This is a genomic window from Mesorhizobium sp. M0029, assembly GCF_040323735.1.
GTDB lineage: Bacteria > Pseudomonadota > Alphaproteobacteria > Rhizobiales > Rhizobiaceae > Mesorhizobium.
This window is the reverse complement of the sequence record NZ_JAMYVF010000011.1, coordinates 185087-210147: the sequence shown is the minus strand read 5'-3', so window position 1 is coordinate 210147 and position 25061 is coordinate 185087. Positions and strand designations below refer to the sequence as shown.

Genomic DNA, 25061 nt, shown 5'->3' with positions numbered 1-25061 from the left:
GCCTTTGCACCTCCCGGCCAGCTTCCAACCGGCCGCGCGGACGCCATTCGCCGCTACAAAATGCGCTTGAAATGGCAGTTTTCCGGGTGTTCCGGCCGCTCCGGAGCGGCCCTTTGGCGCGACAGAGGTCGCGATCTAGGCGATTGGATGAATTTGTCTTTCGCGGCTGAAACGTTTCAGGAGCCGGTTTGTAAACCTGACTTTTTTTGGGTGTATTTCCCTGACGTCAGTTTTGCACTCCAGCCGGCCCGATCGACCCGCCGGAGGGCAAGCCTCAGGGGCCGGCGTCGGCGCTCTGAGTCTCTCGGACCGACGGGCGCCGGACCATGCCGATGACGACATAGGCCGCCGCGCCCAGCGCCGTGATCCAGAAGCTCGTCGGCCAGTCGGTCAGGAAGGCGAGCGTCAGGCTGATCCAGGCGATGATCACGGCAAGCGCGATGGACGTCAGCACGCCGGCTCCGACGCCGCTGGTAAGCCTGAGCGCGGTGGCTGCAGGCGCCACCATCAGCGCGAAGACGAGCAGCACGCCGACGATCTGCACCGCCTCGGACGTGGCGACGGCGACCAGCACCATGAACAGGGTCGAGACAAGAGTGAGCGGCACGCCGCGCGCTTCGGCGAGTTCCGGCTGCAGGCTGGCGAACAGCAGCGGCCGCGCGATCAGCAAAAGCGCGACAAGGATCGCCACCGCCAGCACCGCAAGCACGATAACGGTGCGCAGGCTGATGCCCAGCACATTGCCGAACAGCACGTTGGTCGCCTGCGAGGCGAAGGCGGTGTAGAAATGCAGAAACAGCAAGCCCAGGCCGAGCGACAGCGTCAAAACGATGCCGATGGCGACGTCGCGATGCGCGCGTTCGCCGAGCAGGCCGATGCCGATGCCGGCGGCGACGGTGAACACGGTGAGGCCGAGAAACGGCGACAGCCCGATCAGGCCGGCGCCGGTGGCCCCGGGAAAGCCGACATGGGAGAGCGCATGGCCGGCGAAGGTCTGGCCCCGGAGCACGAGTAAATAGCCGACCGCGCCCGAAACGATGCCGACGATGGTGCAGGCATAAAAGGCGTTGCGCATGAATTCATAGTCAAAGATCGTGGACATGCGCCCCGCTCTCCAGTTCGACATCGTCGGCCATGACGAAGATGCGGCCGGCAACCCGCACCACATTGATATGCGTGCCGTAGAGTTTCGACAGCACCGGCCCGCTGATGACCTCGTCGACGGAGCCGATCGCCGCCTTGCGGTTGCCGAGATAGAGCACGCGGTCGACGGCGCGCAGCAGCGGGTTGATCTCGTGCGAGCAGAACAGCACGGCAATGCCGAGCCGCTCGCCGATCTGATGCACGAGGTCGATGATCGCGCGTTGATGGCCGGCATCGAGGCTGATCAGCGGTTCGTCGAGCAAAAGCAGTTGCGGATTGCCGATCAAGGATTGCGCGATCAGGATGCGCTGGCGCTCGCCACCGGAAAGCTCGCCCAGCGGCCGCCGCGCAAGGTCGCCGGCGCCCACCTCTTCAAGAGCCTTCCACGCCCCCTCCTTCTCGGCAGCCGACGCGACGGGCCAGCCCCAGCGATGCCCGCCGGCAGCACTCAGCACGAAGTCGAGGCCGCTGACGCCGACATCGCCAAGCGCGCGCCGCGCCTGCGGCATATAGCCGATGTCGGCGTTGCCGCGCGTCGGCGCTTTGCCGAGCACGGAAATTGCGCCGCCGGCCGGCTTGATCAGGCCGAGAATGGCGCGCAGCATCGTCGTTTTGCCGGCGCCATTGGCGCCGAGCAGGCCGACAAAGGCGCCTTGCGGAATCGAAAAGGAGACGTCGGATAAAACCCGGCGTCCCCCATAGGTCAGCGTGACCTTGTCGAATTCGATTGCGTTCATTTAGTCACATTCATTCGCAGTCACGTTCATTGTGTGCGGGCGGCGAGCGCCTTCTGAACCGCGTCGATCTGGCCGCCGAACCAGGTCTGGATCGTCTGGCCCGCCGGTTCCGTCTCGGTGACGCCGATGACCGTGACCTTATTCTGCCTGGCGATGTCGAGCAGCCTTGTCGTTGCCTCGTCGGTCACCTGCGAATTGTAGAACAGGATCTTGGCCGAGCCGTCCTTCAGGCTGTTTTCGAACGCCGCCACCTGCGTGGCGCTCGGCTCCGCATCGTTCATCAAGGCCACCTGGAAATCGTAGTTCAGCATCTTGAGACCGAGCGCTTCCGCCATGTAGCCGAAGACCGGCTCGGTAGCCGTCACCTCGGTTCCGGCATAGGTGTTCTTGACGTCGGCGATTTCCTTGTCAATGGCCTCGAGCGAGGTCTGGAATGCCTTCAGGTTCGCCTCATAATGCACGGCATTGGCCGGATCGCGCTTGGCAAGATCGGCGCTCAGCGCCTTGGCGATGGCCGGCATCGTCGCCGGGTCGTACCACAGATGCGGATTGTCGCCCGACTTCTTGCCGATCAGGTCGGCGGCGACGATGGTCGTGCGATCCTTGGCTGTCGAGGCGGACAGCAGCTTGTCCATCCACGGATCGTAATCGGCGCCGTTATAGATGACGATCTTTGCATCGGCGATGGTGCGCGCCGTCGACGGGCTGGTCTCGAACAGATGCGGATCGTCGTCGGGATTGGCCAGGATGCTGGTGACGGTGACGTTGCTGCCGCCGATCTGGCGGGCAAGGTCGCCATAGAAATTCTCGGCCGCCACGATGGTCAGCTTGTCTTCGGCGCCGACAGCCGTGCCGGTCAAAAGCGGCACCGCGACGAGCAGCGCGGCGAGAAAGGGAATGCGACGCATCCGTGGTCTCCTTGCAGTCTGAAATGTATGTCGCCGGAGAGGCGGGCTGTGTAACTGTATAACAGTAACAATATAACGTTTGCGTCGAAAATACGGCTGATGTCAATGGGCTTGTTGAGCCGCTCAGTTTTTCCCGCGCACAAAAGCGTGAGCGGCCTGCGCCGATCAGGCGGAGCCACTCGTGGCGGTATCCTGATGAATTCGCGGCGGGTAAGTTCCTTGCTTGTTGCCGTCAGTTTTGCGGGCGCCTTCCCTCCCACGCGTCCTGCAACAGGGCGCGGATTGCGGCGCGGTCGAAAGGCCGCGGATTCCAGTATGGGTGCCTGGTCGCAATCTCAGCGGCGCGGTCGAGATCGGCCTGCTTGAGGCCGAGTTCTTTCAATGTAAACGGCGCGCCGACCGCGTTGGCGAAATCGTGGAGACCGCCGCCCGCGCTGCCGCCAAACAAGTCGGCGACCGGGCTCAACAAGTCGGGCACCGCGACGGCGTTGAAGCCGATCGTGTGCGGCAACATCACCGCATGGGTCTCGGCATGCGGCATGTCGAAAGAGCCGCCCAGCGTGTGACAGATCTTGTGATGCAGCGCCATGCCGACGGCGCCGAGCACCGTACCGCACAGCCAGGCGCCGTAAAGCGCATCGCCGCGTGCATCGATGTTTCCAGGCTCCTTGGTCAACACCGGCAGCGCAGTCTTCATGGCGCGCAATCCTTCTTTCGCCATCAGGGTGGAAATCGGATTGCGATCCTGCGCGTAAAGCGCTTCGGCCGCGTGCGCCATGGCGTTGAGTCCTGACGCGACGCTCATCGCTATCGGCAGGCCGACGGTCAGCTCTGGATCGTAGATCACCACTTCCGGCAGGATCCTGGCGTCACGCATTGTGGTTTTTTCGCCGTTCTCGGTCTGACCGAGGATCGGCGTCACCTCCGAGCCGGCATAGGTGGTCGGGATGACGATCTGCGGCAGGTCGGTGCGCCAGGCGATCGCCTTGCCGAGACCGGTGGTAGAGCCGCCGCCAAGCGCGACAACGCAGTCAGCGTTGACCTCGGTCGCCTTGGCCATTGCCGTTTGGGTTACCTCGACTGGCGTGTGCATGGCGGCGCCCGAAAAGGTGCCGGCCGCCAGCGCGCCGAGGGATTCGGCAAGCGCCTCGCCGTCGGCAGCCCGATGCGGCGTCGACAGCACCAGCGCGCGATTGCAGCCGAGTTTTTCGATCCAGGTGCCCACCTCGGACGACGCGCCATTGCCGAAGACAATATGCGCAGGGCTGCCGGAGTAGGTGAACGTCCTTGTCATGCCGATCCGCTCCCTTTGCATATTATCACTGTGACGGAGCCGAAATCGAGCGGCCAGCTCTCGCTGCCGACGACATCGTTTGCGTCGTCACCGTCTCGCAAGCGGGCCCTGATCTCTCCCGCGTACTCGCAAACGTATCGCCTTGACCACAAAAACGTCAAAAAAGTATCAGTGAGGTGGACACACCGTGGTGGCGGCTGCATGAATTGCCGCCTAAGCTTCGATCACTGCAGAGAGCGGCAAACGCGGCCTGCGGGAGATGGCACTGCAACTGGTCGCATGACCGGACCGGCGCCGGGAGGAACTGACATGAATCCGGACTTGGAAGTCGTCCAGATCAGACGCGGCGAGTCGTTCAAGGCCTGGGCCCACGGCTACCCCTTCCACACGGTGCGCTGGCACTTCCATCCCGAATACGAAATCCATCATGTCGTCGCCACCACGGGCCATTATTTCGTCGGTGACTTCATCGGCGAGTTCGAGCCCGGCAATCTCGTGCTCACCGGCCCGAACCTGCCGCACAACTGGGTCAGCGACGTGCCGGCAGGCGCCAGCGTGCCGCTGCGCGGCCGCGTCGTGCAGTTCTCGCAAGAGTTCATTGCCGACGCCACCGCCGCGTTGCCGGAACTTGCCGGTTGTGAAAACATTCTCGAGCTCAGCCGCCGCGGCGCGCTGTTCTCCACCGCTACCGCCAAGCTCGCCGCACCTGTGCTGGCCGAACTGGTCGAAGCGCAAGGCGTTCGCCGCATCGCTTTGTTCATGGAGCTGATCGATATTCTGAGCCGCGCCGCCGATGTGCGGACGCTCACCAGCGCCAGCTATCTGCCAGATCCCTCAGGCTTCATGTCGGCCGGCGTCAACAAGGCGCTTGCCTATATCAACGCCAACCTGACCGAGCCGTTCAGCGAAAGCGATCTGGCGGCGATCGCCGGCCGCAGCCCGAGCGCGTTTTCGCGCAGCTTCCGCCGCCATACCGGCATGGCGCTGGTGCAGTATGTCAACCGGTTGCGCATCAACCTCGCCTGCCAACTGCTGATGAGCGAGGCCGACATGCCGATCACCGAGATCTGCTATGCCGCCGGCTACAACAACATCTCGAATTTCAACCGCCAGTTCCTGACCCAGAAAGGCATGTCGCCTTCGCGCTTCAGGGCCCTGCTGGCGGAAAACATCAGCGCGGAGATTGCCGCCTAACAGGGAGGACCGGGAGGAGCCTAGACATTTACTGAGGTAAGAACGCGGGGTGCGTTGGAGGCGCCCCGTGCTGGAGATCGCTTGTCCCGAAATCCAGGGATATCAAGGGGATGCGCAGCACGGATCAAGTGCTCCGTTGTTCCTCGCAACAGCCGACTGCAGTCAAGGCCCGGCGCCATGTGGTGTCCAGGGCTTCATGAAACCATTCCTTGAAACGGAGCTATCAAAATGACCAGATTTGCCTGGAAATCGACGGGAGCCATTGCGCTCACTCTGTCTCTTCTTGGCGGCACCGCTGCCTTTGCCGCCCCGGTTACCGACGCCACGGTCGCCTTCTTGATGCCCGACCAGGCCTCGACGCGCTACGAGCAGCACGACTATCCCGGCTTCGTCGCCGAGATGAAAAAACTCTGCCCCGGCTGCAAGGTGATCTACCAGAACGCCGATGCCGACGCCTCGCGTCAGCAGCAGCAGTTCAACTCGGTGATCTCGCAAGGCGCCAAGGCGATTGTGCTTGACCCTGTCGACTCGACCGCCGCCGCCTCGCTGGTCAAGCTGGCGCAGAGCCAGGGCGTCAAGGTCATCGCCTATGATCGCCCGATCCCGACTGCACCTGCCGACTTCTACGTCTCGTTCAACAATGAAGGCATCGGCAAGGCCATTGCCGACTCGCTCGTCGAACACCTCAAGGCGCTGAAGGTCGACCCCGCCAGCGGCGGCCTGCTGCAGATCAACGGCTCGCCGACCGACGCGGCCGCCGGGCTGATCAAGAAGGGCATCCATTCCAGCCTCGACAACAGCGGCTACAAGATCCTTGCCGAATACGACACGCCGGAATGGGCGCCGCCGAAGGCGCAGCAATGGGCAAGCGGCCAGATCACCCGCTTCTCCACGCAGATCGTCGGCGTCGTTGCGGCCAATGACGGCACCGGTGGTGGCGCCATCGCCGCTTTCAAGGCCGCCGGTGTCGATCCGGTGCCGCCGGTGACCGGCAATGACGCGACCATCGCCGCCCTGCAGCTGATCATCGCCGGCGACCAGTACAACACCATCTCCAAGCCGAGCGAGATCGTTGCGGCGGCTGCCGCCAACGTCGCCGTCCAGCTTCTGTCGGGCGAGACGCCGAAGGCCGAAACGACCCTCTACGACACTCCTTCGCAGCTGTTCACGCCGGCGGTGGTGACGCAGGAAAACCTAAAGGCCGAGATCATCGACAAGAAGATCAACACCGCCGAAGAGCTTTGCGTCGACCGCTACGCCGAAGGTTGCAAGAAGCTCGGCATCACAAAGTGACAATGCAGGTCGCCCAAAAGTGCGCAGCGGTTTTGGGATAACGACATGCATAAAAGGATGACCTAGAATCCTGATCCTGCTTTCCGGCCGCCCTTGCGGTGGCCGGAAGTCCGCAGTCACTCTTGACCGCCCATCCGGAAAGGTTTGCCACCATGTCTGACATCTCTGACGGACCGGTTTCGGCAGGCGAGCTGGTGCTCAGCCTGCGCGGCATCTCGAAGAATTTCGGCGCCGTTTCGGCGCTCACCGATATCGATCTCGATGTCCATGCCGGCGAGGTGGTGGCGCTGGTCGGCGACAATGGCGCCGGCAAGTCGACGCTGGTCAAGATCCTGGCCGGCGTCCACCAGCCGAGCTCGGGGACCATCAATTTCCGCGGCAGGCAGGTGACCATGCCTGACCCGAGTGCCGCGCTGACGCTCGGCATCGCCACCGTTTTCCAGGATCTGGCGTTGTGCGAAAACCTCGACGTCGTCGCCAACATCTTTCTCGGCAAGGAGATCAACCCGCTGCGGCTGGACGAGGTGGCGATGGAAATTCGCGCCTGGACGCTGCTCAACGAATTGTCGGCGCGTATTCCAAGCGTCCGCGAGGCGGTCGCCTCGCTGTCCGGCGGCCAGCGCCAGACGGTGGCGATCGCCCGCTCGCTGCTGCTCGACCCCAAGGTCATCCTGCTCGACGAGCCGACCGCCGCGCTTGGCGTCGCCCAGACGGCGGAAGTGCTGAACCTCATCGACCGGGTGCGCGAGCGTGGGCTCGGCATGCTGATGATCAGCCACAATATGGAGGACGTGCGCGCCGTCGCCGACCGCGTCGTGGTGCTCAGGCTTGGCCGCAACAACGGCGTTTTCGAACCCGACGCCTCGAACCAGGAACTGGTCAGCGCCATCACCGGCGCCGCCAACAATGCAGTGTCGCGCCGCGCCGAACGGCGCAAGGCCGCCGAACAAGCGCACAACCAGGAGCAGCGGCCATGAGCGCGGAGCCCAAGCAGGACACCTCCTCGTCGACGGCGCTCGACCGCAGCGACGTACGCGTCAAGCACCAGGCCGGCGTTGGTGGCGCCATCAGCGCCTTCTTCGACCGCGTCCGCTCCGGCGACCTCGGCTCGCTGCCGGTCATCGTCGGCCTGGTCATCATCTGGAGCGTGTTCACCGCCCTCAATCCGGTGTTCGTCTCGTCGAGCAACCTCGTTAATCTGTTGTTCGACTGCTCGACCGTCGGCGTCATCGCGCTCGGCATAGTCTGCGTGCTGATGGTCGGCGAGATCGACCTGTCGGTCGGCTCGATCAGCGGCTTTGCCTCGGCCATGGTGGGCACGCTGTGGGTCAACCAGGGCTGGCCGGTGGCGCTCGCCATCCTCGCCGCGATTGCCGTCGGCGGTTTCATCGGCGCGCTCTATGCCTTGCTGTTCAACCGGCTCGGCATGCCAAGCTTCGTCTCGACGCTCGCCGGCCTGCTCGCCGTGCTCGGCCTGCAACTGTATATTCTGGGCTCCACCGGCTCGATCAATCTGCCCTATGGCTCGAACCTGGTGAATTTCGGCCAGTTGCTGGTCATGCCGGACTGGCTGTCCTATGCACTGGCGGCATTGCCCGGCATCGTCATGCTGATCACCGGCCTGCGCACCGTCAGCCGCCGCCGGGCCGTCAATTTGTCGGCGCCGTCTGTCGGCGGCCTCATCGTGCGCGTCGCCGCCCTGACCATCCTGCTCGAACTGATCGTCGGTTATCTCAACCAGGCGCGCGGCATACCGTGGATGTTCGGCCTGTTCGTCGGCCTGGTGGTGGCGATGAACTATGCGCTGACCCGCACCCAATGGGGCCGCTCGATGACCGCCGTCGGCGGCAACCGCGAAGCGGCGCGCCGGGCCGGCATCAAGGTGCGCTCGATCTACCTCAGCGCCTTCGTCATGTGCTCGATGTTTGCCGCCCTCGGCGGCGTCCTGTCGGCGGCGCGGCTGGCCTCCGCCAGCCAGCAGGCCGGCACCGGCGACGTCAACCTCAACGCCATTGCGGCGGCGGTCATAGGCGGCACCAGCCTGTTTGGCGGCCGTGGCAGCGCCTATTCCGCGCTGCTCGGCATCATCGTCATCCAGTCGATCGCCAGCGGGCTGACCTTGCTCGATCTGTCATCGTCGCTTCGCTACATGATCACCGGCGCCGTTCTGGCAATTGCGGTCATCGTCGACTCCCTGGCACGCCGCTCGCGGGTTTCCCACGGCCGAGCCTGAACCAACAGAGAATACGAGGATAGAAGAATGGCTCAGGATTTGAGTGGAAAAGTCGCGGCGATTACCGGCGCGGCGTCGGGCATAGGCCTGGAATGCGCGAGAGCGCTGATTGCCGCCGGCGTTCGCGTTGTGCTCGTCGATCGCGCCGAAGACGCGCTGAAAAGCGTCTGCACCGAACTCGGTCCCAACGCGATCCCGCTGGTGATCGATCTGATGAAGCCGGCCAGCGTAGCGACGATGATGCCGCAAATCCTGGACAAGGCCGGCCAGCTCGATATCTTCCACGCCAATGCCGGCGCCTATGTCGGCGGCCCGGTGCTCGAAGGCGACCCGGATGCCTGGGACCGCATGCTGAACCTCAACATCAATGCGGTCTTTCGTTCCATCCACGCCGTGCTGCCGCATATGGTCGAACGCAAGACCGGCGACATCATCGTCACGTCTTCGATCGCCGGACTGGTGCCCGTGGTCTGGGAGCCGATCTACACAGCGTCGAAACACGCCGTGCAGGCCTTCGTCCATACGGTGCGCCGCCAGGTCGCCCCGCATGGCCTGCGCGTCGGCGCGGTGCAGCCAGGGCCGGTGGTGACAGCGCTGATCAGCGATTGGCCGAAGGACAAGCTTGAGGATGAACTGGCCAAGGGCGGCCTGATTCAACCGGTCGAGGTCGCCGAAGCCGTGCTGTTCATGCTGACGCGGCCGAGAAATGTCACTATCCGGGATCTGGTTATCCTGCCGCAGAGCAATGATTTGTGAGGAGTAGGCGTTAGGCAGTAGGCAGTAGGCAGTAGGACATGGGGAGAGGCTCTTGCAACTGACCGTTCACTGCTGACCATCTCGCCTACTCCCTACTCCCTACTCCCTACTCCCTACTCCCTACTCCCTACTCCCTACTCCCTACTCCCTACTCCCTACTCCCTACTCCCTGCTCCCTACTCCCTGCTCCCTACTCCCTACTGCCTACTGCCTAGCTTCTGAGGTTCCCATGTCCCACTTCCTCGGCATCGACGTCGGCACTGGCAGTGCCAGGGCGGGGGTGTTCGACAGCAAGGGCACCATGCTTGCCTCGGCGAAGCGCGACATCGCTCTGTTCATCGAGCCCGGCGAAATCGCCGAACAGTCGAGCGAGGACATCTGGCGTGCGGTTTGCGCCAGCGTGCGCGAGGCGGTGACTAAGTCGGGGCTCGCTGGGCGCGACATTGCCGGCATCGGCTTCGACGCCACCTGTTCGCTGGTCGTGGTCGGCAAGGACGGCGCGCCGTTGCCGGTCGGCAGTTCCGGCGACAGCCAGCGCAACATCATCGTCTGGATGGATCACCGCGCGCTCGATCAGGCGCAGCGCATCAATGCCGGAAAGCACGCCGTGCTCGACTATGTCGGCGGCACCATCTCGCCGGAAATGGAAACGCCGAAGCTGCTGTGGCTGCGCGAGAACCTGCCCGCCACCTTCGATGCGGCCGAGCATTTCTTCGACCTCACCGACTATCTGACCTGGCGCTCAACCGGCAGCCTGGCGCGCTCGATCTGCACGCTGACCTGCAAATGGACCTATCTCGGTCATGAGCGGCGCTGGGACGATGCCTATTTCCGTGCCATCGGCCTCGGCGCGCTCGCCGATGAAGGCTTTGCCCGCATCGGCACCGAAATCGTCGAGGGTGGCACGGCACTTGCCCAAGGCCTCACTGAGGCCGCCGCGGCCGATCTCGGCCTGCTGCCGGGAACGCCGGTTGCTGCCGGCCTGATCGATGCCCATGCCGGGGGAGTCGGCACGGTTGGCGGGCAGGGCTCCGTCGGCACCTTGCAGTCGCGCATGGCCTATGTGTTCGGCACTTCGGCCTGCACCATGGCCAGCACCAGCGAGCCGGCCTTCGTGCCCGGCGTCTGGGGCCCGTATTTTTCCTCGATGGTGCCGGGGCTTTGGCTCAATGAAGGCGGGCAATCGGCGGCGGGTGCTGCAATCGACCACCTCGTCGCTTTCCATCCGGCCACGGCTGAGGCATCCGCAAAAGCCAAGGCGGAAGGTCTCGGCCTGACCGCTTGGCTTGGTCAGCAGGCGGCGAAGCAGTCCGCCGACCTGTCCGCCGTAGCGCACCTGGCCGATGGACTGCATGTCGTGCCGGAATTCCTCGGCAACCGCTCGCCCTTCGCCGATCCCGAGTCCAAGGCCTTGATCGCCGGGCTTGGCATGGACACGTCCCTCGACAGTCTGGTCGCGCTCTATGTCGCCGGCCTGCTGGGCATCGGCTACGGCGTTCGCCAGATCCTGGCGGCGATGGCCAAAAAAGGCATTGCCATCGACACTATCGTCGTCAGCGGCGGTGCGGCGCAAAGCGAGCTGGTACGTCAGCTTTTGGCCGACACCACAGGTCTGACCGTCGCCGGTTCGACCTCGCCCGAACCGGTGCTGCTCGGCTCAGCCATATTGGCTGCGGTGGCGGCGCAAAAATTTCCCGATGTGATCGCGGCGATGACCGGCATGTCGCGCATCGGCGACATCTATCGCCCGGCCGGTGGCGACCTCGTGCCCTGGCACGACAAGCGCATCGCCGCCTTCGAATTGCTGCAGCAGGCAGGCCGGGCCATCCGCGATTGAACGGCTTCGCTCACGTCCAGAAATAGCGGACGATGTGGAAGAACACCGGTGCGGCGAAGACCAGGCTGTCGGCGCGGTCCATCATGCCGCCGTGACCCTCGATCAGGTGACCCCAGTCCTTGACGCCCTGGTCGCGCTTGATCGCCGACGCCACCAGCCCGCCGAGGAACCCCATCAGGCAGGCGATGAAGGCGACGCCTGCCGCCGCCAGCGGCGAGAACGGCGTCAGGAACGACAGCAGCGCGCCGAGCAGGCTCGATGCCACCACCCCGCCGACCAGCCCTTCCCAGGTCTTCGAGGGCGAGACGGAGGGCGACAGAAGATGCCTGCCGAACAGCTTGCCGAAAATGTATTGCAGCACGTCGCTGCCTTGCACGGTGATGATCAGGAAGGCGATGAGCAGGAGGTTGCGGCCCTCGAAACCGGGCACGTTGAGGGTCAGCAGCGCCGGCACATGGCTGACGCAGTAGACCGAGATCATGACCGCCCATTGCTGCGCGGACACGCGCTCGAGGAAGCGCTCGGTGTCGCCGTTGAGCGCGGTGACCGCCGGCATCAAGAGGAAGCAGTAGACGGGGATGAAAATGGTGAAGAGCCCGTACCAGGCGGTCCACACCAGCCAGTACTGGAAGGGAATGATGATGCCGAACATGCCGAGCAGCACCCAGTGGTCGCTGCGCCGGCTGTGCGTCAGCGTCACGAACTCGCGCAGCGCGGCAAACGAGATCAGCGCAAACAGGATGGTCATGCCGGTGCGGCCGAAGAAGAAGGCGACGGTGATCGCCAGCACCATCACCCACCAGGCGTTGATGCGCTGGTTCAAGTTGCCGAGCGTCGAGGGCAGCGGCTTCGGCGCCCGCCATGAGAGGATACCGGCAACGATGCTCGCCATGGTCAGCACGCAGATCAGGCCGGCCAGCAGGATGACGGTTTCATGCATTGGCGGCAGTGTCATACGAAGTCTCTTTGCCTGGTCATGCTAGTGGTCCCGATCGGGACGCGGGTTGAGCGACAGCAGCGTCTGGCGCGCGCGCTCGAGGAAGGTGCGGCGTTCTTCGCCGGGCGCGATCGCCACCGGCGGACCGAAGACGACGCGGCACAAAAGCGGCACCGGCAGGAACTGGCCCTTGGGCAGCACGCGCGACATGTTCTCGATCCAGCACGGGATGAGTTCGACATCCGGCCGCGCCATCGACAGATTGTAGAGGCCGGAGCGGAACGGCAGCAGATCCGCCTCCGTCGTGTTGCGAGTGCCTTCGGGAAACAGGATCAGCGAGTGGCCGTCGTCGAGCACCGACAGCATGATCGAGATCGGGTGTTGCGTTTCGTCGGTCCACTGCCGGTGGATGAGCACGGACGACAGCATGTCCTGCGCGATGAAGCGGCGCAGCCGCGACTTGCCCCAATATTCGGCCGCCGCGATCGCATGGGTGCGGGCGCGCACCTTCTCGCTCAGACAAGCCGACAGCAGGATGAAATCACCATGGCTGGCATGGTTGGCGAAGTAGATGCGCTGCCGCTCCGACGGCTGGCTGCCGTTCCAGATTGGTCTGACGCCGGTTACCACCCAGGCCGCCGCCGACAGGCCGACCGACGTCACCGTCTGCAGCAAGGTGAAGGTGTTGGCGCGCAGGTGAAGTTTTGTCATGGCTCAAACAAATGCTGCGAAAAGGGATGCCGCAGCAAACATGGCGAGCGCCATGCGCTGCCTTGTCAGCAGGCGGCGCGTGCCTGCAATGCGACGGTCAAGCGAGCGGCCGCCGGCAGCGGTGGGCTTCAGGCGCATGCGCGCCAGCACATCGTCGACCGCGGCACCCCCGGCGGCCTCGCTGGCGTGGCTTGCCATCAGCCGGAACAGCAGCGCATCGAACAAAAGCAAGGCCGAAAGAGCCAGCGTGGCCACGGCGCCCGCCGCCACGACCAGCCAGGCCGCCGCGGACAGCGCTGTCGTCTGCGGTCCGGCCACCAGGCCGATGACCGGCGCTGCCATCACAGCCGCGACCACCAGCAGGATCGGCCACACCGCCTGCGCCATCAGCCCGGCGGCGAATATTTCGGCCTTCTCGGGAAAATTGTCGCCACTCATGCCGGCCAACTCATGTCGGTTCTTCCAGCCCCGGTTCTTCCAGCCCCGGTTCATCCAGCCCGATCTGAAGGTGCACGGGCCTGCCCGACGCGGCGAGTTTCTTGCGCGCCTGTGCAATGTGTACGAGCGCCCCGTCACCACCAGCCAGTCGGCGACGATGGCCGCACTGCGCTGGAAGCCGAGCGCGCAGCAGACCAGGACGGTGCCGCGCCGGCGCGCCAGCTCGATCGCCGCCACCGCTCGCTCCAGCCTGTCGTGAGGCGGCGCCACGAGGTCGAGCATGGCGTAGCTGATCCAGCGGCAGGTCACGCCGCGCGGCCGTTCCATCTCGCCGGCAAGGTCGATCACTGTGCCGAAGCGGTTGGCCTCGTCGGCACTCGGAAACCGGCCGAGGAAAACACCGTCGGTGATCTCCACTTGCGGCGCCAGTTGGCGGGTCCATACCCACACATTGATCCGGGCGCCAAGCCGGTAGGGCAGGAGCAGGATACGGTTGGCCAGTGAGACGCTACCATCGGCTGCCTTCTGGAACACTTTGGCGCCGGCCCCAGCATAGCCGAAGGCGACGATGGCCAGCGCCAATGCCGGCCACAACAGGATGAGAAAATCGGCGGAGACCAACGCGCCCTCGGCAGCGCCGGCCAGGGCAAGGGCCGCCCCCAGCCCGTAATAACCCGCCAGCCGCCGCGCCCTTGGGTCGGCGGTCAACCGAAAACCCCAGAATGGCAGCTCGCCCTTGGACGGAAACAGCCACAGCGCAAACAGGCCGAGCAGGGCGCCGGTCGGAATGTCGATGAAATGATGCTGCCAGGTCGTCAGCACCGAGGCGCCGATGAGAAAACACCAGACGTGCCAGACCGGGCGGAGAATGCCGCCGAGACGGTGACGTGCCAGAACGTGACGCCAATGGTCCCAGATGATCACCAGGAGTGCGATGTGCAGGGATGGCGCTTGGTTGAACGGCTTGTCGAAACCACCGAGCACCGCAAACAGGAAACCCGGCAGGCCGGTGGTTTCCGGCCGCACGAAGGTCGCCGTCAGCGGGAACGCGATGAAGCAGGCGACGGCAATGATCTGCGCCGAGAGATAGCGGCCGGCGAGCCGGTCGACGCCGCGCCTGGTCGTGTTGAGCAGCAGCGATAGGCCGTAGAACAGATTGATCGACCAATAGGGCACGATCGTCCAGGCGACGAACGGGATGGCGTATTCCCAGGCAAACACAATGCTGCCGACATGGTCGCGCCGCGACGCCAGCCAGTTGGCAAAGCCATAGGTCGAATAGAAGAATGGCGCCAGCAGCGCCAGCCAAAGGGCTGCCCTCAGCACGATGCCCAAATAGGGTTCCCGCGCCGGGGCAGGGTCAGCGACAGGCAGGGCCATGGTCTCAGACGCGCCGTGCGACCGAGACGGTGAAGATGCCCCATTGGTCGATGCGCTGGTCGATCTTTGCGAAACCGGCAGCCGTCACCAACTGGTCCATCTCGCCTTGCGTGCGCCGCCGCATCACCCAGGCCTGTCCGCCGCGATGCGAGGTCAGGCTGCGCGCGATCATCTCCAGCTGCGGATGCCATGGCTGGTTGGTGTAGACGAGCAGGCTGCCGGGTTGCATGGCGCTGGCCAGCCCGCCGAGCGAGCGGGAAATCATCGTGTTGTCGGCGAACAATTCGTAAAGCCCGGAGACGATGGCGAGGTCCGGCGCCGGCTTTTGCCCGGCCAGCATGTCGGCATCGAAGGCGTCGGCCTGATGGAAGGTGACGCTGGTCGGCAGCTGCCGCTCGGCGATCAGCTTCGAACCCAACCCGACATTGAGCTCGGAATAATCCTGCAGCCGCACGCTTGCTGGCGGTTCAGTGCATTTGGTGACGGCATCGAGCACATAGCGGCCGTGACCGGCGGCGATGTCGAGCATGTGGACGGGACGGCCGGCTGCCATCAGGCTGGCGGCGGCGTTGCCGATCAGCTCTTCCAGATGCAGCTTGCGCTGGCGGATGCCGCGCCAGCCGATCGCGTCGAGGAAGGTGCGGTCGATCATGCAGCCGATGAAGCCGGTGCCGCGCGCGTCGTTCTCGTAGACATAGTCGAGCGTCGAGCCGGAATCGAAGCCGGTGGCGATGCCAATCTTCATGCCCGAAGACAGCCAGGCGCCCATGCGGATCGAGGCGCGACTCATCGCCCAGAAAATTCCCTTGGGCGACAACAGCGTCAGCGGCGAGGCGAGCCTCTCGGCCTCGTCGCGGGTGTAGCCGGCGCGGTCGGCCTGAAGCAAGTCGATGGTTTTCTCCGGCGTGGCAAATTGCTTTTCGAGGAACGGCCGGATCAAGTCCAGCGCCTGCTTGCGATCGCGCTCGCCCAGCGTGTCGTGGAAGAAGCCGGGCAGCACATGCCGCTCCTTGGCGCTGCTGCCGAGATTGACGAAGAATTCGTGCTGCGGTCCATGCCGCACCACCCAATCGCTGCCGGAGATCAAGAGCTGCGTCGGCACGGTGATGGCGCGCGCGTCCGAGACGATGCGGGCAGCGTGGTCGTAAAGCTCGACCAGGATGTTGGAGGCGATCGGTCGCGTGATCAGCGGATCGGCGTCGAAGGAAGCGATGCGCTCGGCATCATGCGTCAGGAACTTCGCCTTGACGTAGGAATTGACGAAGAAGCGGCCCTTGAGCTTCTGCCACAGCGCAATGCCCTCTTTGGCGAAGGGCACGTAGAGCTTGACCGAAAAGGCCGGTGAAGCCACCACCAGCGCGCGGATGTCGGGCGCATAGTCATGCACCCAGGCAGCGGCCAGCACGGCGCCGAAGGACTGCGCGATCAGCGCGATGTCGCGCTGGCCAAAACCATCCCGGCCGATCTCGCGCACCAGGCAGTCGATGTCACGAACCAGGGCGGCAAAGGACGGCGCATAGCCGCGCTCGCCGGCCGAGCGGCCATTGCCGCGGGCGTCCCAGGCGTAGAAGGCATGGTCGGGCATGGCGAGTTCGTCGACCAGATGCGCCATGCGGCCGCCATGCTCGTGGCCGCGATGGAACAGAAGGATCGCACCCTTTGGCGTCGACCCGGCGGCCGGCCAGTAGCGGTAGAAGATCTCGGTGCCGTCATGGCTCTTGAACGTGCGCTCCTGCGCGATGCGCTCGAGGCTTGCCGGTGCTCCGGCTGCAATGGTCTGGTGGATCATGGTTTCCCTCTGGCGGTCGGGTGCCTGACGCTTTGGCATCATGCGCCGCCCGCTCTAAGGCCGCCGCGTATCCGGTTGATGGCGGTTACGACTGACAGTGTAGCCATGACCGGAAACACAAAGGGCACAATCGCTTGGAACCACAGGCCGCAGGCGATGAGGAAGGCGATGACGCCGAGCACCAGGGCCCGGTCGCTCTTGCCGAACGGCCCGGCATAGTTACGCCCGCTGCCTGCGGCAACGCCAAGCACGCCGGCGAACTCGACAAGCATGGCGGTAATAGCGAAGGCGACGACACCCCAGGCCGGGAACAAGGTGGCAAAGGCCAGGATCAGCGCCAGGTCCGAGACGACGTCGCAGAGTTCGTTGAGATACATGCCGAGTTTTGATGCTTGCCCATGTTCCCTGGCCAGCATCCCGTCAATGGCGTTGAGCGCCATGCGCACGAACAGCACCACCGGCATCAAGAGGAAAACCAGGGGATGGAAGGCAAAGGCCGCGACCACCAGGCCTGTGGCGATGGACAGTGCTGCGGCGAGAAGCGTGATCTGGTTGGCGGTGACGCCGGCATCGGCCAGCCGGTCGGCCAGCGGCCGCAGCCTGGCCTGAAAGGCCGGCTTCAGAGCATAGAGCGTAGGCATATGTGATCCCCCCGACCGCGGCTCATGACAGTGTCGGCGAGATTGGTCAATCGGCAGGCAGGGCGCAAGGGCTCGCACCAGCATCCGCACCGTTGCGGGACTCGAAACTCCCGGCATGGATGCAGAGGCGCAGCCGAAGATCTCCGCTAAGCAGGATGTTTCGCGCTACAAACCGCCTCGGAAATGAGAACTTTACAAATATTCGTATTTATGTGAAGTAAATCACTGAAAGGTTCATCATGACAAACAGTCGCTTCGCCACCCGCCTGAATTCCTTCGCCTCGCGGCCGCAAGCCGAATGGCCTGATCTCACCGGCAAGCCGTCCATGCTGCAGATGGCCACTCGCGCGGCCAAGGTCGACGGGTTGACCGATCTTGATCTTAATTTCCCCGATCATGTCAGTGAAAAGCCGGCTGAAATCGCCCGAAAGCTCGGCGGTCTCGGGCTTTCCATCAATGGCTTTGCCATGCGTTACTACTCCAATCCGGCCTTCAAGCTCGGCGCCTTCACCAATCCGGACCCGGCGGTACGCCGCGAAGCCATCGACCTGACCAAGGCCGGTATCGATGCGGTGCGCGCGGCGGGCGCCAGTTTGATGACGCTGTGGCTCGGCCAGGATGGTTTCGATTACGCCTTCCAGGCCGACTATGCGACGCTCTGGCAACACGAGATCGATGGGGTTCGTGAAGTTGCCGCGCATGATCCCGGCTGCCAGATCAGCCTGGAGTACAAGCCGAACGAACCGCGCTCCTACTCGCTGATGCCGGATGCCGCGACCACCTTGCTGGCGATCCGCGAGGTCGGCCTACCCAATCTCGGCGTCACGCTCGATTTTGCCCATGTGCTCTATGCCGACGAACAGCCGGCCTTCGCCGCGGCGCTGATCGCTCGCCACAGCAAGCTGCTCGGCGTCCATCTCAACGATGGCTATGCCAAGCGCGACGACGGCCTGATGGTCGGCGCGGTGCACACGCTGCAGACCATCGAACTGCTGCGCCAGATCCGTCGCGACGGCTACGCCGGCGCCATCTACTTCGACACCTTCCCCGACATGACCGGGCTCGATCCGGTGCGCGAATGCGAAGTCAACATCGCCACCGTCAATCGCCTGCTGCGCGTTGTCGACCGGCTGGAGAAGGATAACCGCCTGTCCGCCGCGATGGCCAGCCAGGACGCCGTGACGTCGCAGGCTATCGTCCAGGAAGCCATGCTCGGGCCGGAGACGAGGGGACGTGGATGACGTTGAGCAATCTCGATCTGAAAGCCGTGGGGCCGCGCATCCGCATGATGATGCCGCATCTTACCCCGCTTGAGGCCAAGGTGGTGGAAACCGTCTTCGGCCGGCGCGGTTTCGACGAGACCATTCCGCTCAAGCAGATCGCCGAGGAGGCCGGCGTGTCGGAGGCGATGGTGGTCAAGATCGCCAAGAAACTCGGCTTCTCCGGCTACCGCGACTTCCGCACCGCCGTCTATGAATACAGCCGCCTCCCGACCGCCGAGATGCACCAGGAACTGTCGGTCGACGACAGCTCGGCCGAGATCGTGCAGAAAGTGTTCCGCACCTCGATCCAGGCGCTGGAGGAGACGCTCGCGATCCTCGACATGGACGATTTCGACCGTGCTGCCGATCTGCTCTACCGCGCCAGGAACCGCGATTTTTATGGCGTCGGCGGCTCCGCCCAGATCGCCCGCGACGTCTCGCACAAATTCCTGCGCATCGGCATCCGCGCATCGGTCTATGACGACTCGCACATGATGCTGATGTCGGCCTCGCTCCTCGGCGCCGACGACATCGCCGTCGGCTTCTCGCATTCCGGCAACACGTCGGCCGTCATCGACGCCATCCATCTTGCCCGCAAGAGCGGCGCCCGCACGCTGGCCATCACCAACTACGACAACTCGCCGCTGGCCCGGATTGCCGACATCGTGCTGTGCTCGACCGCGCAAGGCTCGCCGCTGATGGGCGAAAACGCAGCGGCGCGCATCGCGCAACTCAACATCCTCGACGCTTTGTTCGTGGCGGTGGCGCAGCGCGACTACCAGGCGGCGGAGCGCAATCTCGGCCGCACCATGTCGGCGGTCACCTCGAAACGAAAAGACCGGGGCACATGACGGTTCCGCTGGTCACCGTCTTCGGCAGCCTGCACTACGACATCATGGTCGACGCGCCCGACCGTCCGCGCAAGGGCGAGACTGTGACCGGCCATGCCTGGCAGCCGAAATGCGGCGGCAAGGGCGGCAACCAGGCGGTCTCGGCGGCACGCGCCGGCGTGCGTGCGGCGATGATCGGCGCCGTCGGCGACGACGATTTCGGCACGGCGCTGCTGGCCAATCTCGATCGCGCCGGCGTTGATCGCCGCTTCGTGCGCGTGGCGGCAGGCGCAGGCTCCGGCATCAGCGTGGCGATCTTCGACAGCGATGGCGACTATGGTGCGGTGATCGTCTCCGGCAGCAATCTCACCCTGGGCAGTGATGACATCGCGGCTGCGGGCGAGGTGGTGGTACAGACGGCAGTGCTGTTGCTGCAGAACGAAGTGCCCGATGCCGCCAACATCGCTGCCGCGCGCGCGGTGAGGGCATCCGGAGGCCGCGTCGTGCTCAACGCCGCACCGGCGCGAACACTGTCGGCCGAATTGACCGCGCTGATAGACATCGTCATCGTCAACGCCATCGAAGCGGAATTTTTGGCCGGCGTTCCGGTCGTAGACACGCTCGCCGGCGCAGCCGAAGCCGCGCGGCGACTTATCGATGCCTACCCCTCGGCGATCGTCACGGCCGGCGGTGAGGGGGTCGCCTATTGCGACCGGACGGGCGCGGCCTTCGCGCTGGCCGCCATTCCGGTCAAGGTCGTCAGCACCCATGGCGCCGGCGACGAATTCGTCGGCGCCTTCGCGGCAGGCCTCGCGCGTGGCCATCCGATGGAAGCGGCGATCGCCACGGCCAATGCCGCCGCCGCCTCGCTGGTGGCGACACCGGAGGGAAAGCGCAGCTCGCGTTGAAAACTCAGGCCGCATATTGCCGCCTCCAAACCCGTGCCCCCGTCGATGAGCGAAACGGCAAACCGGGCGCGGCGAGAACCTGCTTGGCTTTGCCCTGATGGAGGCGCGGGACCAAGCTGCGTGGTCGAAAGTAGGGAGCTTCAGTCCGCTTCGCCGGCCGAACTTTTGCCGCACTGCGCCAGCACCCTTGCCGATCGCAGCGCTCGAGCCCGTCAGCGGAAAGCTGTTCTCGCCATATTTGTCGGCCGTAACCGTGACGTCGCCCTTGCCGCGCAACAGGCCGAGCAGTGGATCGTCTTTGCTCAGCTCAGCCGTGAAGTAATTATACATGGCCTCGAGGTCGAGCTTTTTGGTCACGCTCTTGTCACCGCCCTTGAAGGTGAAGGAAGCGCTGATGCCGGGTTCCAGCTGCTGGCCGGCCGCACCCAGATCGTAGCTCAGCACCGGCTTGTCGAAACAGACGAGCATCAGATGCGCATCGGCCTTCGGTCCGCCGCACACCGAAGCCGTCAGCACGCTGCCGCCTTCGTCTTCTTCCATCTTGGCGCTCCAGTTGCAGGACGCGGCAAAAGCCGGCTGCGCGGCTTGCAGCGCGGCCAGAACGGAACCTGCCATCATGAACTTCGCCAATGCACTTTGCATGATCCCCTCCCAAGCTACATTCAACGAGATCATACAGGACAAAAGGCCTGGTGACAGCGGCATATGCCGTCTTAGCCCCCGGCGCGCCCCATTGATCAAGCCTTTGAGACCGGCCTCGACGTCCAGGGCGGCTCCGGCGCGAAGCGCTTGCCGATCCACTCGGCGAAGGCGCGTGTCTTGGCGGCTTGTCCCCTGGCCGAGGGCATGACGACATAGACCGCGCCTTCGTCGGCCAGCGTCCAGTCCGCCAGCACCGGCACCAGCCGTCCGTCGGCGAGTTCGCGTCCGACAAGCCAGTCGGTGCTCATCATCAGGCCGAGGCCTTGCACCGCGGCTTCGACCAGCACCTCGGCATCCTCGCACACCATCGGCCCCGAGACGTCGACATTAACGCGGCGGCCCGAACTGTCGGTCATCTCCCAGGTGGGAAAGGTCTGGAAGCCGGAGAAGCCGAGGCAGGCGTGTTCGGTCAGCGCTTCCGGCGCTTCCGGCGCGCCCCTGCGGGCGAGGTAGGAGGGAGCAGCGCACAGCAACCGCCGCCGTGTCGCGATCTTGCGCGCCACCAGGCGCGAGTCCTCCAGCGCGCCGAGACGGACGGCGACATCGAAGTTCTCTGCAACGAGATCGACGAACCGGTTGGAGAACTCGGCCTCGATGCGGACATCCGGGAACGTCGCTAGAAAGTGCGGCAACAGCGGCCCGATCCACATACGCCCAAAGGTTCCCGGCAGCGCCAGCCGCAGCAAGCCGCGCGGCGTCCCGCTGGCATGCGCGGAAGCAGCAGCCTCGGCTTCGTCTACCGAGGCCAGGATGGCGCGGAAGCGTACCAGGAACTCCGCTCCCGCCTCCGTCAACGATACGCTTCGGGTGGTCCGGTGCAGCAGCCGCACGCCGAGCCGCTGCTCCAGCGATTGCAGGCGGCGTGACAGAACCGTCGAGTCGCGCCCGACGCGCAACGCTGCCTTGGTGAAGGAGCGCGCTTCGGTGATGGCCGCAAAGGCGGCCATTTCGGCAAGGCTGGCGGGGTCGTGTGATTGCTGCATAAAACACAGGACTCATATGTAGAGATTCCGGATTATCTGCTTGTAGCGCAGCAGATAGCTTCACTCAATCCTGAGGATCGACCCCTTCAACCGGAATGCGTGAGCCATGAAAGCCATCGAACTGACCGCCGCCAAACTGGACGCCTTTCGCGCCACCACCATTGCCACGCCTGAACCGCAGCGCGGCGAAGTGCTGATCCGCCAGCGCGCCGCGAGCCTGAATTTCGTCGATGTGGCGGTGGCCAGCGGCAATTATCGCGTGCCCGGCTTTCCGCTCATTCCCGTCGCCGACGGTGCCGGCGAGATCGTCGCGCTGGGGGAGGGCGTTACGGATTTCGCCGTCGGCGATCGCGTCGTTGCCCATGCCAAGCCGCGCTGGATCGGCGGTCCGCCCCGGCCTAACGAGATGACGCAGATGCGCGGAATTTCGCTGCCGGGGTCGCTCGCCGAATACGTCGCGCTGCCGGCCAACTCGCTCGTGCCGGTACCGGCTCGTCTCTCTTTCGAGGCGGCGTCGACCCTGCCGATCGCCGCGACCACCGCCTGGAACGCCGTCCGCGCCGCCGATGTCGGGCCGGGCTCGGTCGTCGTGCTGCTCGGCACCGGCGGCGTCTCCATCTTCACCCTTCAGCTGGCGAAAGCCGCCGGCGCAACCGTCATCATCACTTCTTCGTCGGACGAGAAGCTGGAGCGGGCGAAGGCACTCGGCGCCGATCATCTCATCAACTACCGCGCGACGCCCGACTGGGACGGCAAGGTGCTGGAACTGACCGGCGGCCTCGGCGCCGACCTCGTCGTCGAGACCGCCGGCACCGCCACCTTCGCCCGCGCCGTCAACGCCACCGCGCCTGGCGGCACGAGGGGGACGCTGGCGATGAACCGCGCCGGCCGAGGTGTATCGGCACCGATCAGGAACTGCCGACGACGCGATCAAGCAAGCCTGACGACGAGCCGATCAGGCGACCCTGGCGACGTCGATCAAGCAAGCCTGGCGACGTCGATCAAGCAAGCTTGACGACGAAGTGCTTGGTTACCGGCTCGAGGATCTGCCAGGTGCCCTTGAAATCGGCTTCGACCACGAACGCATCGCCCGGACCGACCTCGACCGGCGTGCCGCCATGGGGCGTGATGATGATGCGGCCGGCGATCATGTGCACGAACTCATAGTCGGTGTAGGTGGCGTGATAAGTGCCGGGCGAGGCCCGCCAGGTGCCCGACAGCACCTTGCCGTCGGCGGTGGTGTGCTGCACGGCGGTCTGCATGGTCGGCCTGCCCGCGACAACGATCCAGCCCGGTAAGTCGCCGCCCTCGGCATGCTCGACAGCGCCGAATTTGAAAATGGTGGTGTTGGTCATGGGAGGCTCCGTTCGAATTGCATGGCTGCCGGTTGGATAGCCGATGCGTGCGACAGGGGCAACGCAAGGGCCGACGTGTGGCGTCGGAGATTGGCGAACGCGCGCGCTAATCTCCCCCCTCAAAGGGCATAGGCGCTAAGATAGGTATTGCCCTGCGGAATCGGGTGTGATTCTACACTGCGATGACACACGAATCGCTTGTTGATGACGGCTGGGCCGAGACGATTGAGCTTCTGGGCGGCGAAGAGTTGATCGCAGCAAGTGCCCGCGAGACGAAGGCGTTCCTGCGCCCGCGCGGCGTCAGGTCGGCGAGCGACCTGTTGCGCCTGACACTGGCTTACTGCCTTGGCAAGGTTGGCATGCGGGGCGTCGTGGCCTGGGCGGCGGCGGCGGGATAGCCGACATTTCGGACGTGGCGTTGCTCGGCCGGCTGCGCAATGCAGGACCATGGCTGCAGCAGTTGATTGGGCACCTTTTGAAGCGCGAGGATGCAGGTTTGGCCAAAGGCCGGCTGATCCGCATCCTCGATGCGACAGCGGTTGCCAAGGCCGGTGCGTATGAGAAGAAGAACAATGGTCTTTGGCGCATGCACTGCGCCTTCGAGCTTGAGCGCGAGCAGTTCGACTTCATCGAGATCACCGACCAGAGCGAGGCCGAGCTGATCGACCGCGTGCCGGTGGTGCCGGGCGAGATCCGCATCGGTGACCGCGCCTATCTGCAGGCCGAGCGGATCGCCAAGGTGATGGCGCAAGGCGGCGATGTTGTTGTGCGCGCGTCGTGGAAAAACGCGCGATGGCTCGACGCCAACGGCAGGGCGTTCGATCTCATCGGCTTCCTGGAGAGCTGCCGGGAGGAAGTCTGCGAAACGCCTGCCCGGCTGGCACTCAAGAAGGGCGAGCCTGTGAAGATGCGCCTGATCGCCTTGCGCAAATCCGAGGCCGCGGCACAAGAAGCGCGGCGCAAAATCAACAAGGAAGCCAGGGCCAAGGGCAACAAGGTTCAACCGCAGACGCTGATTGCGGCCGGCTTCGTCCTGCTTGTGACCTCGCTTGACCGGGAGGAGTTTCCCGCCGATACGGTCCTCAAGCTCTACCGCATGCGCTGGCGCATCGAGCTCGCCTTCAAGCGCCTGAAGAGCCTGATCGGGCTGCGCTCTCCTCCCGCCAAAGACCCAAGGATCGCAAGGTCTTGGATCCTTGCACACTTCCTCATCGCGCTTGTGACCGAACCCCTCTCGCAGGAGTTGGGTGTCTCTCCCCCTTGAGCGACGGGCGCCCGCTACTGTGGCGCGCCACCCGCCAGATCGTCGCCTCTCTGATCGCGACCATCTTTACTCAACCTTCCTTGGCGGCCCTGCGCCAAAATCTCCATGCCTTGCGATATCGCTGGCGCGAACCACCACGAAAGCGCAAATTCCAGTCCATGCCAAAGCTATCTATCTTAGCGCCTATGCCCTCGAGGGGGAGATGTCGCCGAAGGCGACAGAGGGGGTCGGTTCGACTGGACGCGGCGCCCTGCACCAGACGGAAGTTGGCGCTTCACGCGAGACGACCCCCTCTGGCCGCTTCGCGGCCATCTCCCCCTCAAGGGGGGAGATTGGCAGTTCATCTCCCCCAATGTTGCACTGCGTTAGATTTGTTGCATTGCGATATCGACCTATAGGGCGGAGTCTTGGTCCGACTGTCAACGGTTGCAGCGCCGTGTCCCGTTGGGCGCAAAGCTGCCGCACG

At 64.6% G+C, this 25061-nt stretch carries 24 protein-coding genes and 1 pseudogene; 13 read left to right on the top strand and 12 right to left on the bottom strand.

Annotated elements, in window-relative coordinates; genetic code table 11:
• Window positions 1-274: 274 nt before the first annotated feature.
• The 4 genes from NKJ76_RS19740 to NKJ76_RS19725 form a co-directional block, all read right to left on the bottom strand.
• Complete coding sequence (locus NKJ76_RS19740) at window positions 275-1102, bottom strand: metal ABC transporter permease (protein WP_352538165.1); 828 nt, start codon at window positions 1100-1102, stop codon at window positions 275-277.
• Window positions 1086-1880 (bottom strand): metal ABC transporter ATP-binding protein, encoded by a 795-nt coding sequence (locus NKJ76_RS19735; RefSeq protein WP_352538164.1) that lies wholly within the window; start codon window positions 1878-1880, stop codon window positions 1086-1088. Before NKJ76_RS19735 ends, NKJ76_RS19740 begins: the two co-directional genes overlap by 17 nt.
• Window positions 1881-1906: 26 nt before the next feature.
• Entirely contained in the window at window positions 1907-2788 is an 882-nt protein-coding gene (locus NKJ76_RS19730) for a metal ABC transporter solute-binding protein, Zn/Mn family (protein ID WP_352538163.1), read from the bottom strand.
• Between the two features lie 232 nt (window positions 2789-3020).
• Window positions 3021-4082 (bottom strand): maleylacetate reductase, encoded by a 1062-nt coding sequence (locus NKJ76_RS19725; RefSeq protein ID WP_352538162.1) that lies wholly within the window; start codon window positions 4080-4082, stop codon window positions 3021-3023.
• Between the two features lie 309 nt (window positions 4083-4391).
• On the opposite strand from NKJ76_RS19725, the gene NKJ76_RS19720 reads away from it, so the two are divergent.
• The 6 genes from NKJ76_RS19720 (at window position 4392) to NKJ76_RS19695 (ending at window position 11395) form a co-directional block, all read left to right on the top strand.
• Window positions 4392-5276: an AraC family transcriptional regulator gene (locus tag NKJ76_RS19720; RefSeq protein ID WP_023672497.1), complete on the top strand. Its 885-nt coding sequence runs from the start codon at window positions 4392-4394 to the stop codon at window positions 5274-5276.
• A 228-nt stretch (window positions 5277-5504) separates the two neighbouring features.
• The gene (locus NKJ76_RS19715) at window positions 5505-6569 is read left to right on the top strand and encodes an ABC transporter substrate-binding protein (RefSeq protein ID WP_352538161.1); all 1065 of its coding nucleotides are present in this window, start codon (window positions 5505-5507) and stop codon (window positions 6567-6569) included.
• Between the two features lie 152 nt (window positions 6570-6721).
• Entirely contained in the window at window positions 6722-7546 is an 825-nt protein-coding gene (locus NKJ76_RS19710) for an ATP-binding cassette domain-containing protein (RefSeq protein ID WP_352538160.1), read from the top strand.
• Window positions 7543-8802, top strand: coding sequence for a sugar ABC transporter permease (locus tag NKJ76_RS19705; RefSeq protein WP_023821252.1), 1260 nt, complete (start codon window positions 7543-7545; stop codon window positions 8800-8802). Before NKJ76_RS19710 ends, NKJ76_RS19705 begins: the two co-directional genes overlap by 4 nt.
• 27 nt (window positions 8803-8829) lie before the next feature.
• A complete protein-coding gene (locus NKJ76_RS19700; protein ID WP_023688988.1) occupies window positions 8830-9558 on the top strand; it encodes an SDR family oxidoreductase in 729 nt (242 codons plus the stop codon).
• 229 nt (window positions 9559-9787) lie between these two features.
• Complete coding sequence (locus NKJ76_RS19695; protein ID WP_352538159.1) at window positions 9788-11395, top strand: FGGY-family carbohydrate kinase; 1608 nt, start codon at window positions 9788-9790, stop codon at window positions 11393-11395.
• 10 nt (window positions 11396-11405) lie between these two features.
• On the opposite strand, the gene NKJ76_RS19690 is transcribed toward NKJ76_RS19695, so the two are convergent.
• The 6 genes and pseudogenes from NKJ76_RS19690 to NKJ76_RS19665 form a co-directional block, all read right to left on the bottom strand.
• The gene (locus tag NKJ76_RS19690) at window positions 11406-12335 is read right to left on the bottom strand and encodes a phosphatidate cytidylyltransferase (protein ID WP_352538174.1); all 930 of its coding nucleotides are present in this window, start codon (window positions 12333-12335) and stop codon (window positions 11406-11408) included.
• Window positions 12336-12374: 39 nt separating this feature from the next.
• On the bottom strand, window positions 12375-13043 hold the full coding sequence (locus NKJ76_RS19685; RefSeq protein ID WP_023672504.1) for a lysophospholipid acyltransferase family protein: 669 nt from the start codon (window positions 13041-13043) through the stop codon (window positions 12375-12377).
• Between the two features lie 3 nt (window positions 13044-13046).
• Window positions 13047-13481, bottom strand: a complete 435-nt coding sequence (locus NKJ76_RS19680; RefSeq protein ID WP_352538158.1) for a hypothetical protein — start codon at window positions 13479-13481, stop codon at window positions 13047-13049.
• 10 nt (window positions 13482-13491) lie between these two features.
• Window positions 13492-14861, bottom strand: a pseudogene (locus NKJ76_RS19675) (phosphatase PAP2/dual specificity phosphatase family protein).
• A gap of 4 nt (window positions 14862-14865) precedes the next feature.
• A complete protein-coding gene (locus NKJ76_RS19670) occupies window positions 14866-16647 on the bottom strand; it encodes a bifunctional alpha/beta hydrolase/class I SAM-dependent methyltransferase (protein ID WP_502902327.1) in 1782 nt (593 codons plus the stop codon).
• A gap of 41 nt (window positions 16648-16688) precedes the next feature.
• The gene (locus tag NKJ76_RS19665) at window positions 16689-17291 is read right to left on the bottom strand and encodes a CDP-alcohol phosphatidyltransferase family protein (protein ID WP_352538157.1); all 603 of its coding nucleotides are present in this window, start codon (window positions 17289-17291) and stop codon (window positions 16689-16691) included.
• Window positions 17292-17530: 239 nt separating this feature from the next.
• Between NKJ76_RS19665 and NKJ76_RS19660 the strand changes: the two genes are divergently transcribed.
• From NKJ76_RS19660 to NKJ76_RS19645, 4 genes are all read left to right on the top strand, one after another.
• A complete protein-coding gene (locus NKJ76_RS19660) occupies window positions 17531-18532 on the top strand; it encodes a TIM barrel protein (protein ID WP_352538156.1) in 1002 nt (333 codons plus the stop codon).
• Entirely contained in the window at window positions 18529-19404 is an 876-nt protein-coding gene (locus NKJ76_RS19655) for a MurR/RpiR family transcriptional regulator (RefSeq protein WP_023730361.1), read from the top strand. Before NKJ76_RS19660 ends, NKJ76_RS19655 begins: the two co-directional genes overlap by 4 nt.
• Window positions 19401-20291, top strand: a complete 891-nt coding sequence (locus NKJ76_RS19650) for a ribokinase (protein WP_352538155.1) — start codon at window positions 19401-19403, stop codon at window positions 20289-20291. Before NKJ76_RS19655 ends, NKJ76_RS19650 begins: the two co-directional genes overlap by 4 nt.
• 120 nt (window positions 20292-20411) lie before the next feature.
• A complete protein-coding gene (locus NKJ76_RS19645) occupies window positions 20412-20987 on the top strand; it encodes a hypothetical protein (RefSeq protein WP_352538154.1) in 576 nt (191 codons plus the stop codon).
• Window positions 20988-21028: 41 nt separating this feature from the next.
• Here NKJ76_RS19645 and NKJ76_RS19640 read toward each other — a convergent pair whose 3' ends face one another.
• On the bottom strand, window positions 21029-21976 hold the full coding sequence (locus tag NKJ76_RS19640) for a LysR family transcriptional regulator (protein ID WP_352538153.1): 948 nt from the start codon (window positions 21974-21976) through the stop codon (window positions 21029-21031).
• Window positions 21977-22082: 106 nt separating this feature from the next.
• Between NKJ76_RS19640 and NKJ76_RS19635 the strand changes: the two genes are divergently transcribed.
• Complete coding sequence (locus NKJ76_RS19635) at window positions 22083-22991, top strand: zinc-dependent alcohol dehydrogenase family protein (RefSeq protein WP_352538152.1); 909 nt, start codon at window positions 22083-22085, stop codon at window positions 22989-22991.
• Here NKJ76_RS19635 and NKJ76_RS19630 read toward each other — a convergent pair.
• The gene (locus NKJ76_RS19630) at window positions 22978-23331 is read right to left on the bottom strand and encodes a cupin domain-containing protein (protein WP_352538151.1); all 354 of its coding nucleotides are present in this window, start codon (window positions 23329-23331) and stop codon (window positions 22978-22980) included. The two genes, NKJ76_RS19635 and NKJ76_RS19630, sit on opposite strands and share 14 nt — an antisense overlap.
• A 182-nt stretch (window positions 23332-23513) precedes the next feature.
• Between NKJ76_RS19630 and NKJ76_RS19625 the strand changes: the two genes are divergently transcribed.
• Together NKJ76_RS19625 and NKJ76_RS19620 are read left to right on the top strand one after the other, a co-directional pair.
• A complete protein-coding gene (locus NKJ76_RS19625) occupies window positions 23514-23729 on the top strand; it encodes a hypothetical protein (protein WP_352538150.1) in 216 nt (71 codons plus the stop codon).
• Window positions 23730-23743: 14 nt separating this feature from the next.
• Window positions 23744-24595, top strand: a complete 852-nt coding sequence (locus tag NKJ76_RS19620) for a transposase (RefSeq protein WP_352538149.1) — start codon at window positions 23744-23746, stop codon at window positions 24593-24595.
• Window positions 24596-25061 lie beyond the last annotated feature (466 nt).

What these genes read in the sequence shown, in the direction of transcription:
- NKJ76_RS19740 (WP_352538165.1), bottom strand. Translation starts at nt 1,102, where the DNA reads ATGTCCACGATCTTTGACTATGAATTCATGCGCAACGCCTTTTATGCC.
- NKJ76_RS19735 (WP_352538164.1), bottom strand. Translation starts at nt 1,880, where the DNA reads ATGAACGCAATCGAATTCGACAAGGTCACGCTGACCTATGGGGGACGC.
- NKJ76_RS19730 (WP_352538163.1), bottom strand. Translation starts at nt 2,788, where the DNA reads ATGCGTCGCATTCCCTTTCTCGCCGCGCTGCTCGTCGCGGTGCCGCTT.
- NKJ76_RS19725 (WP_352538162.1), bottom strand. Translation starts at nt 4,082, where the DNA reads ATGACAAGGACGTTCACCTACTCCGGCAGCCCTGCGCATATTGTCTTC.
- NKJ76_RS19720 (WP_023672497.1), top strand. Translation starts at nt 4,392, where the DNA reads ATGAATCCGGACTTGGAAGTCGTCCAGATCAGACGCGGCGAGTCGTTC.
- NKJ76_RS19715 (WP_352538161.1), top strand. Translation starts at nt 5,505, where the DNA reads ATGACCAGATTTGCCTGGAAATCGACGGGAGCCATTGCGCTCACTCTG.
- NKJ76_RS19710 (WP_352538160.1), top strand. Translation starts at nt 6,722, where the DNA reads ATGTCTGACATCTCTGACGGACCGGTTTCGGCAGGCGAGCTGGTGCTC.
- NKJ76_RS19705 (WP_023821252.1), top strand. Translation starts at nt 7,543, where the DNA reads ATGAGCGCGGAGCCCAAGCAGGACACCTCCTCGTCGACGGCGCTCGAC.
- NKJ76_RS19700 (WP_023688988.1), top strand. Translation starts at nt 8,830, where the DNA reads ATGGCTCAGGATTTGAGTGGAAAAGTCGCGGCGATTACCGGCGCGGCG.
- NKJ76_RS19695 (WP_352538159.1), top strand. Translation starts at nt 9,788, where the DNA reads ATGTCCCACTTCCTCGGCATCGACGTCGGCACTGGCAGTGCCAGGGCG.
- NKJ76_RS19690 (WP_352538174.1), bottom strand. Translation starts at nt 12,335, where the DNA reads ATGCATGAAACCGTCATCCTGCTGGCCGGCCTGATCTGCGTGCTGACC.
- NKJ76_RS19685 (WP_023672504.1), bottom strand. Translation starts at nt 13,043, where the DNA reads ATGACAAAACTTCACCTGCGCGCCAACACCTTCACCTTGCTGCAGACG.
- NKJ76_RS19680 (WP_352538158.1), bottom strand. Translation starts at nt 13,481, where the DNA reads ATGAGTGGCGACAATTTTCCCGAGAAGGCCGAAATATTCGCCGCCGGG.
- NKJ76_RS19665 (WP_352538157.1), bottom strand. Translation starts at nt 17,291, where the DNA reads ATGCCTACGCTCTATGCTCTGAAGCCGGCCTTTCAGGCCAGGCTGCGG.
- NKJ76_RS19660 (WP_352538156.1), top strand. Translation starts at nt 17,531, where the DNA reads ATGACAAACAGTCGCTTCGCCACCCGCCTGAATTCCTTCGCCTCGCGG.
- NKJ76_RS19655 (WP_023730361.1), top strand. Translation starts at nt 18,529, where the DNA reads ATGACGTTGAGCAATCTCGATCTGAAAGCCGTGGGGCCGCGCATCCGC.
- NKJ76_RS19650 (WP_352538155.1), top strand. Translation starts at nt 19,401, where the DNA reads ATGACGGTTCCGCTGGTCACCGTCTTCGGCAGCCTGCACTACGACATC.
- NKJ76_RS19640 (WP_352538153.1), bottom strand. Translation starts at nt 21,976, where the DNA reads ATGCAGCAATCACACGACCCCGCCAGCCTTGCCGAAATGGCCGCCTTT.
- NKJ76_RS19635 (WP_352538152.1), top strand. Translation starts at nt 22,083, where the DNA reads ATGAAAGCCATCGAACTGACCGCCGCCAAACTGGACGCCTTTCGCGCC.
- NKJ76_RS19630 (WP_352538151.1), bottom strand. Translation starts at nt 23,331, where the DNA reads ATGACCAACACCACCATTTTCAAATTCGGCGCTGTCGAGCATGCCGAG.
- NKJ76_RS19625 (WP_352538150.1), top strand. Translation starts at nt 23,514, where the DNA reads ATGACACACGAATCGCTTGTTGATGACGGCTGGGCCGAGACGATTGAG.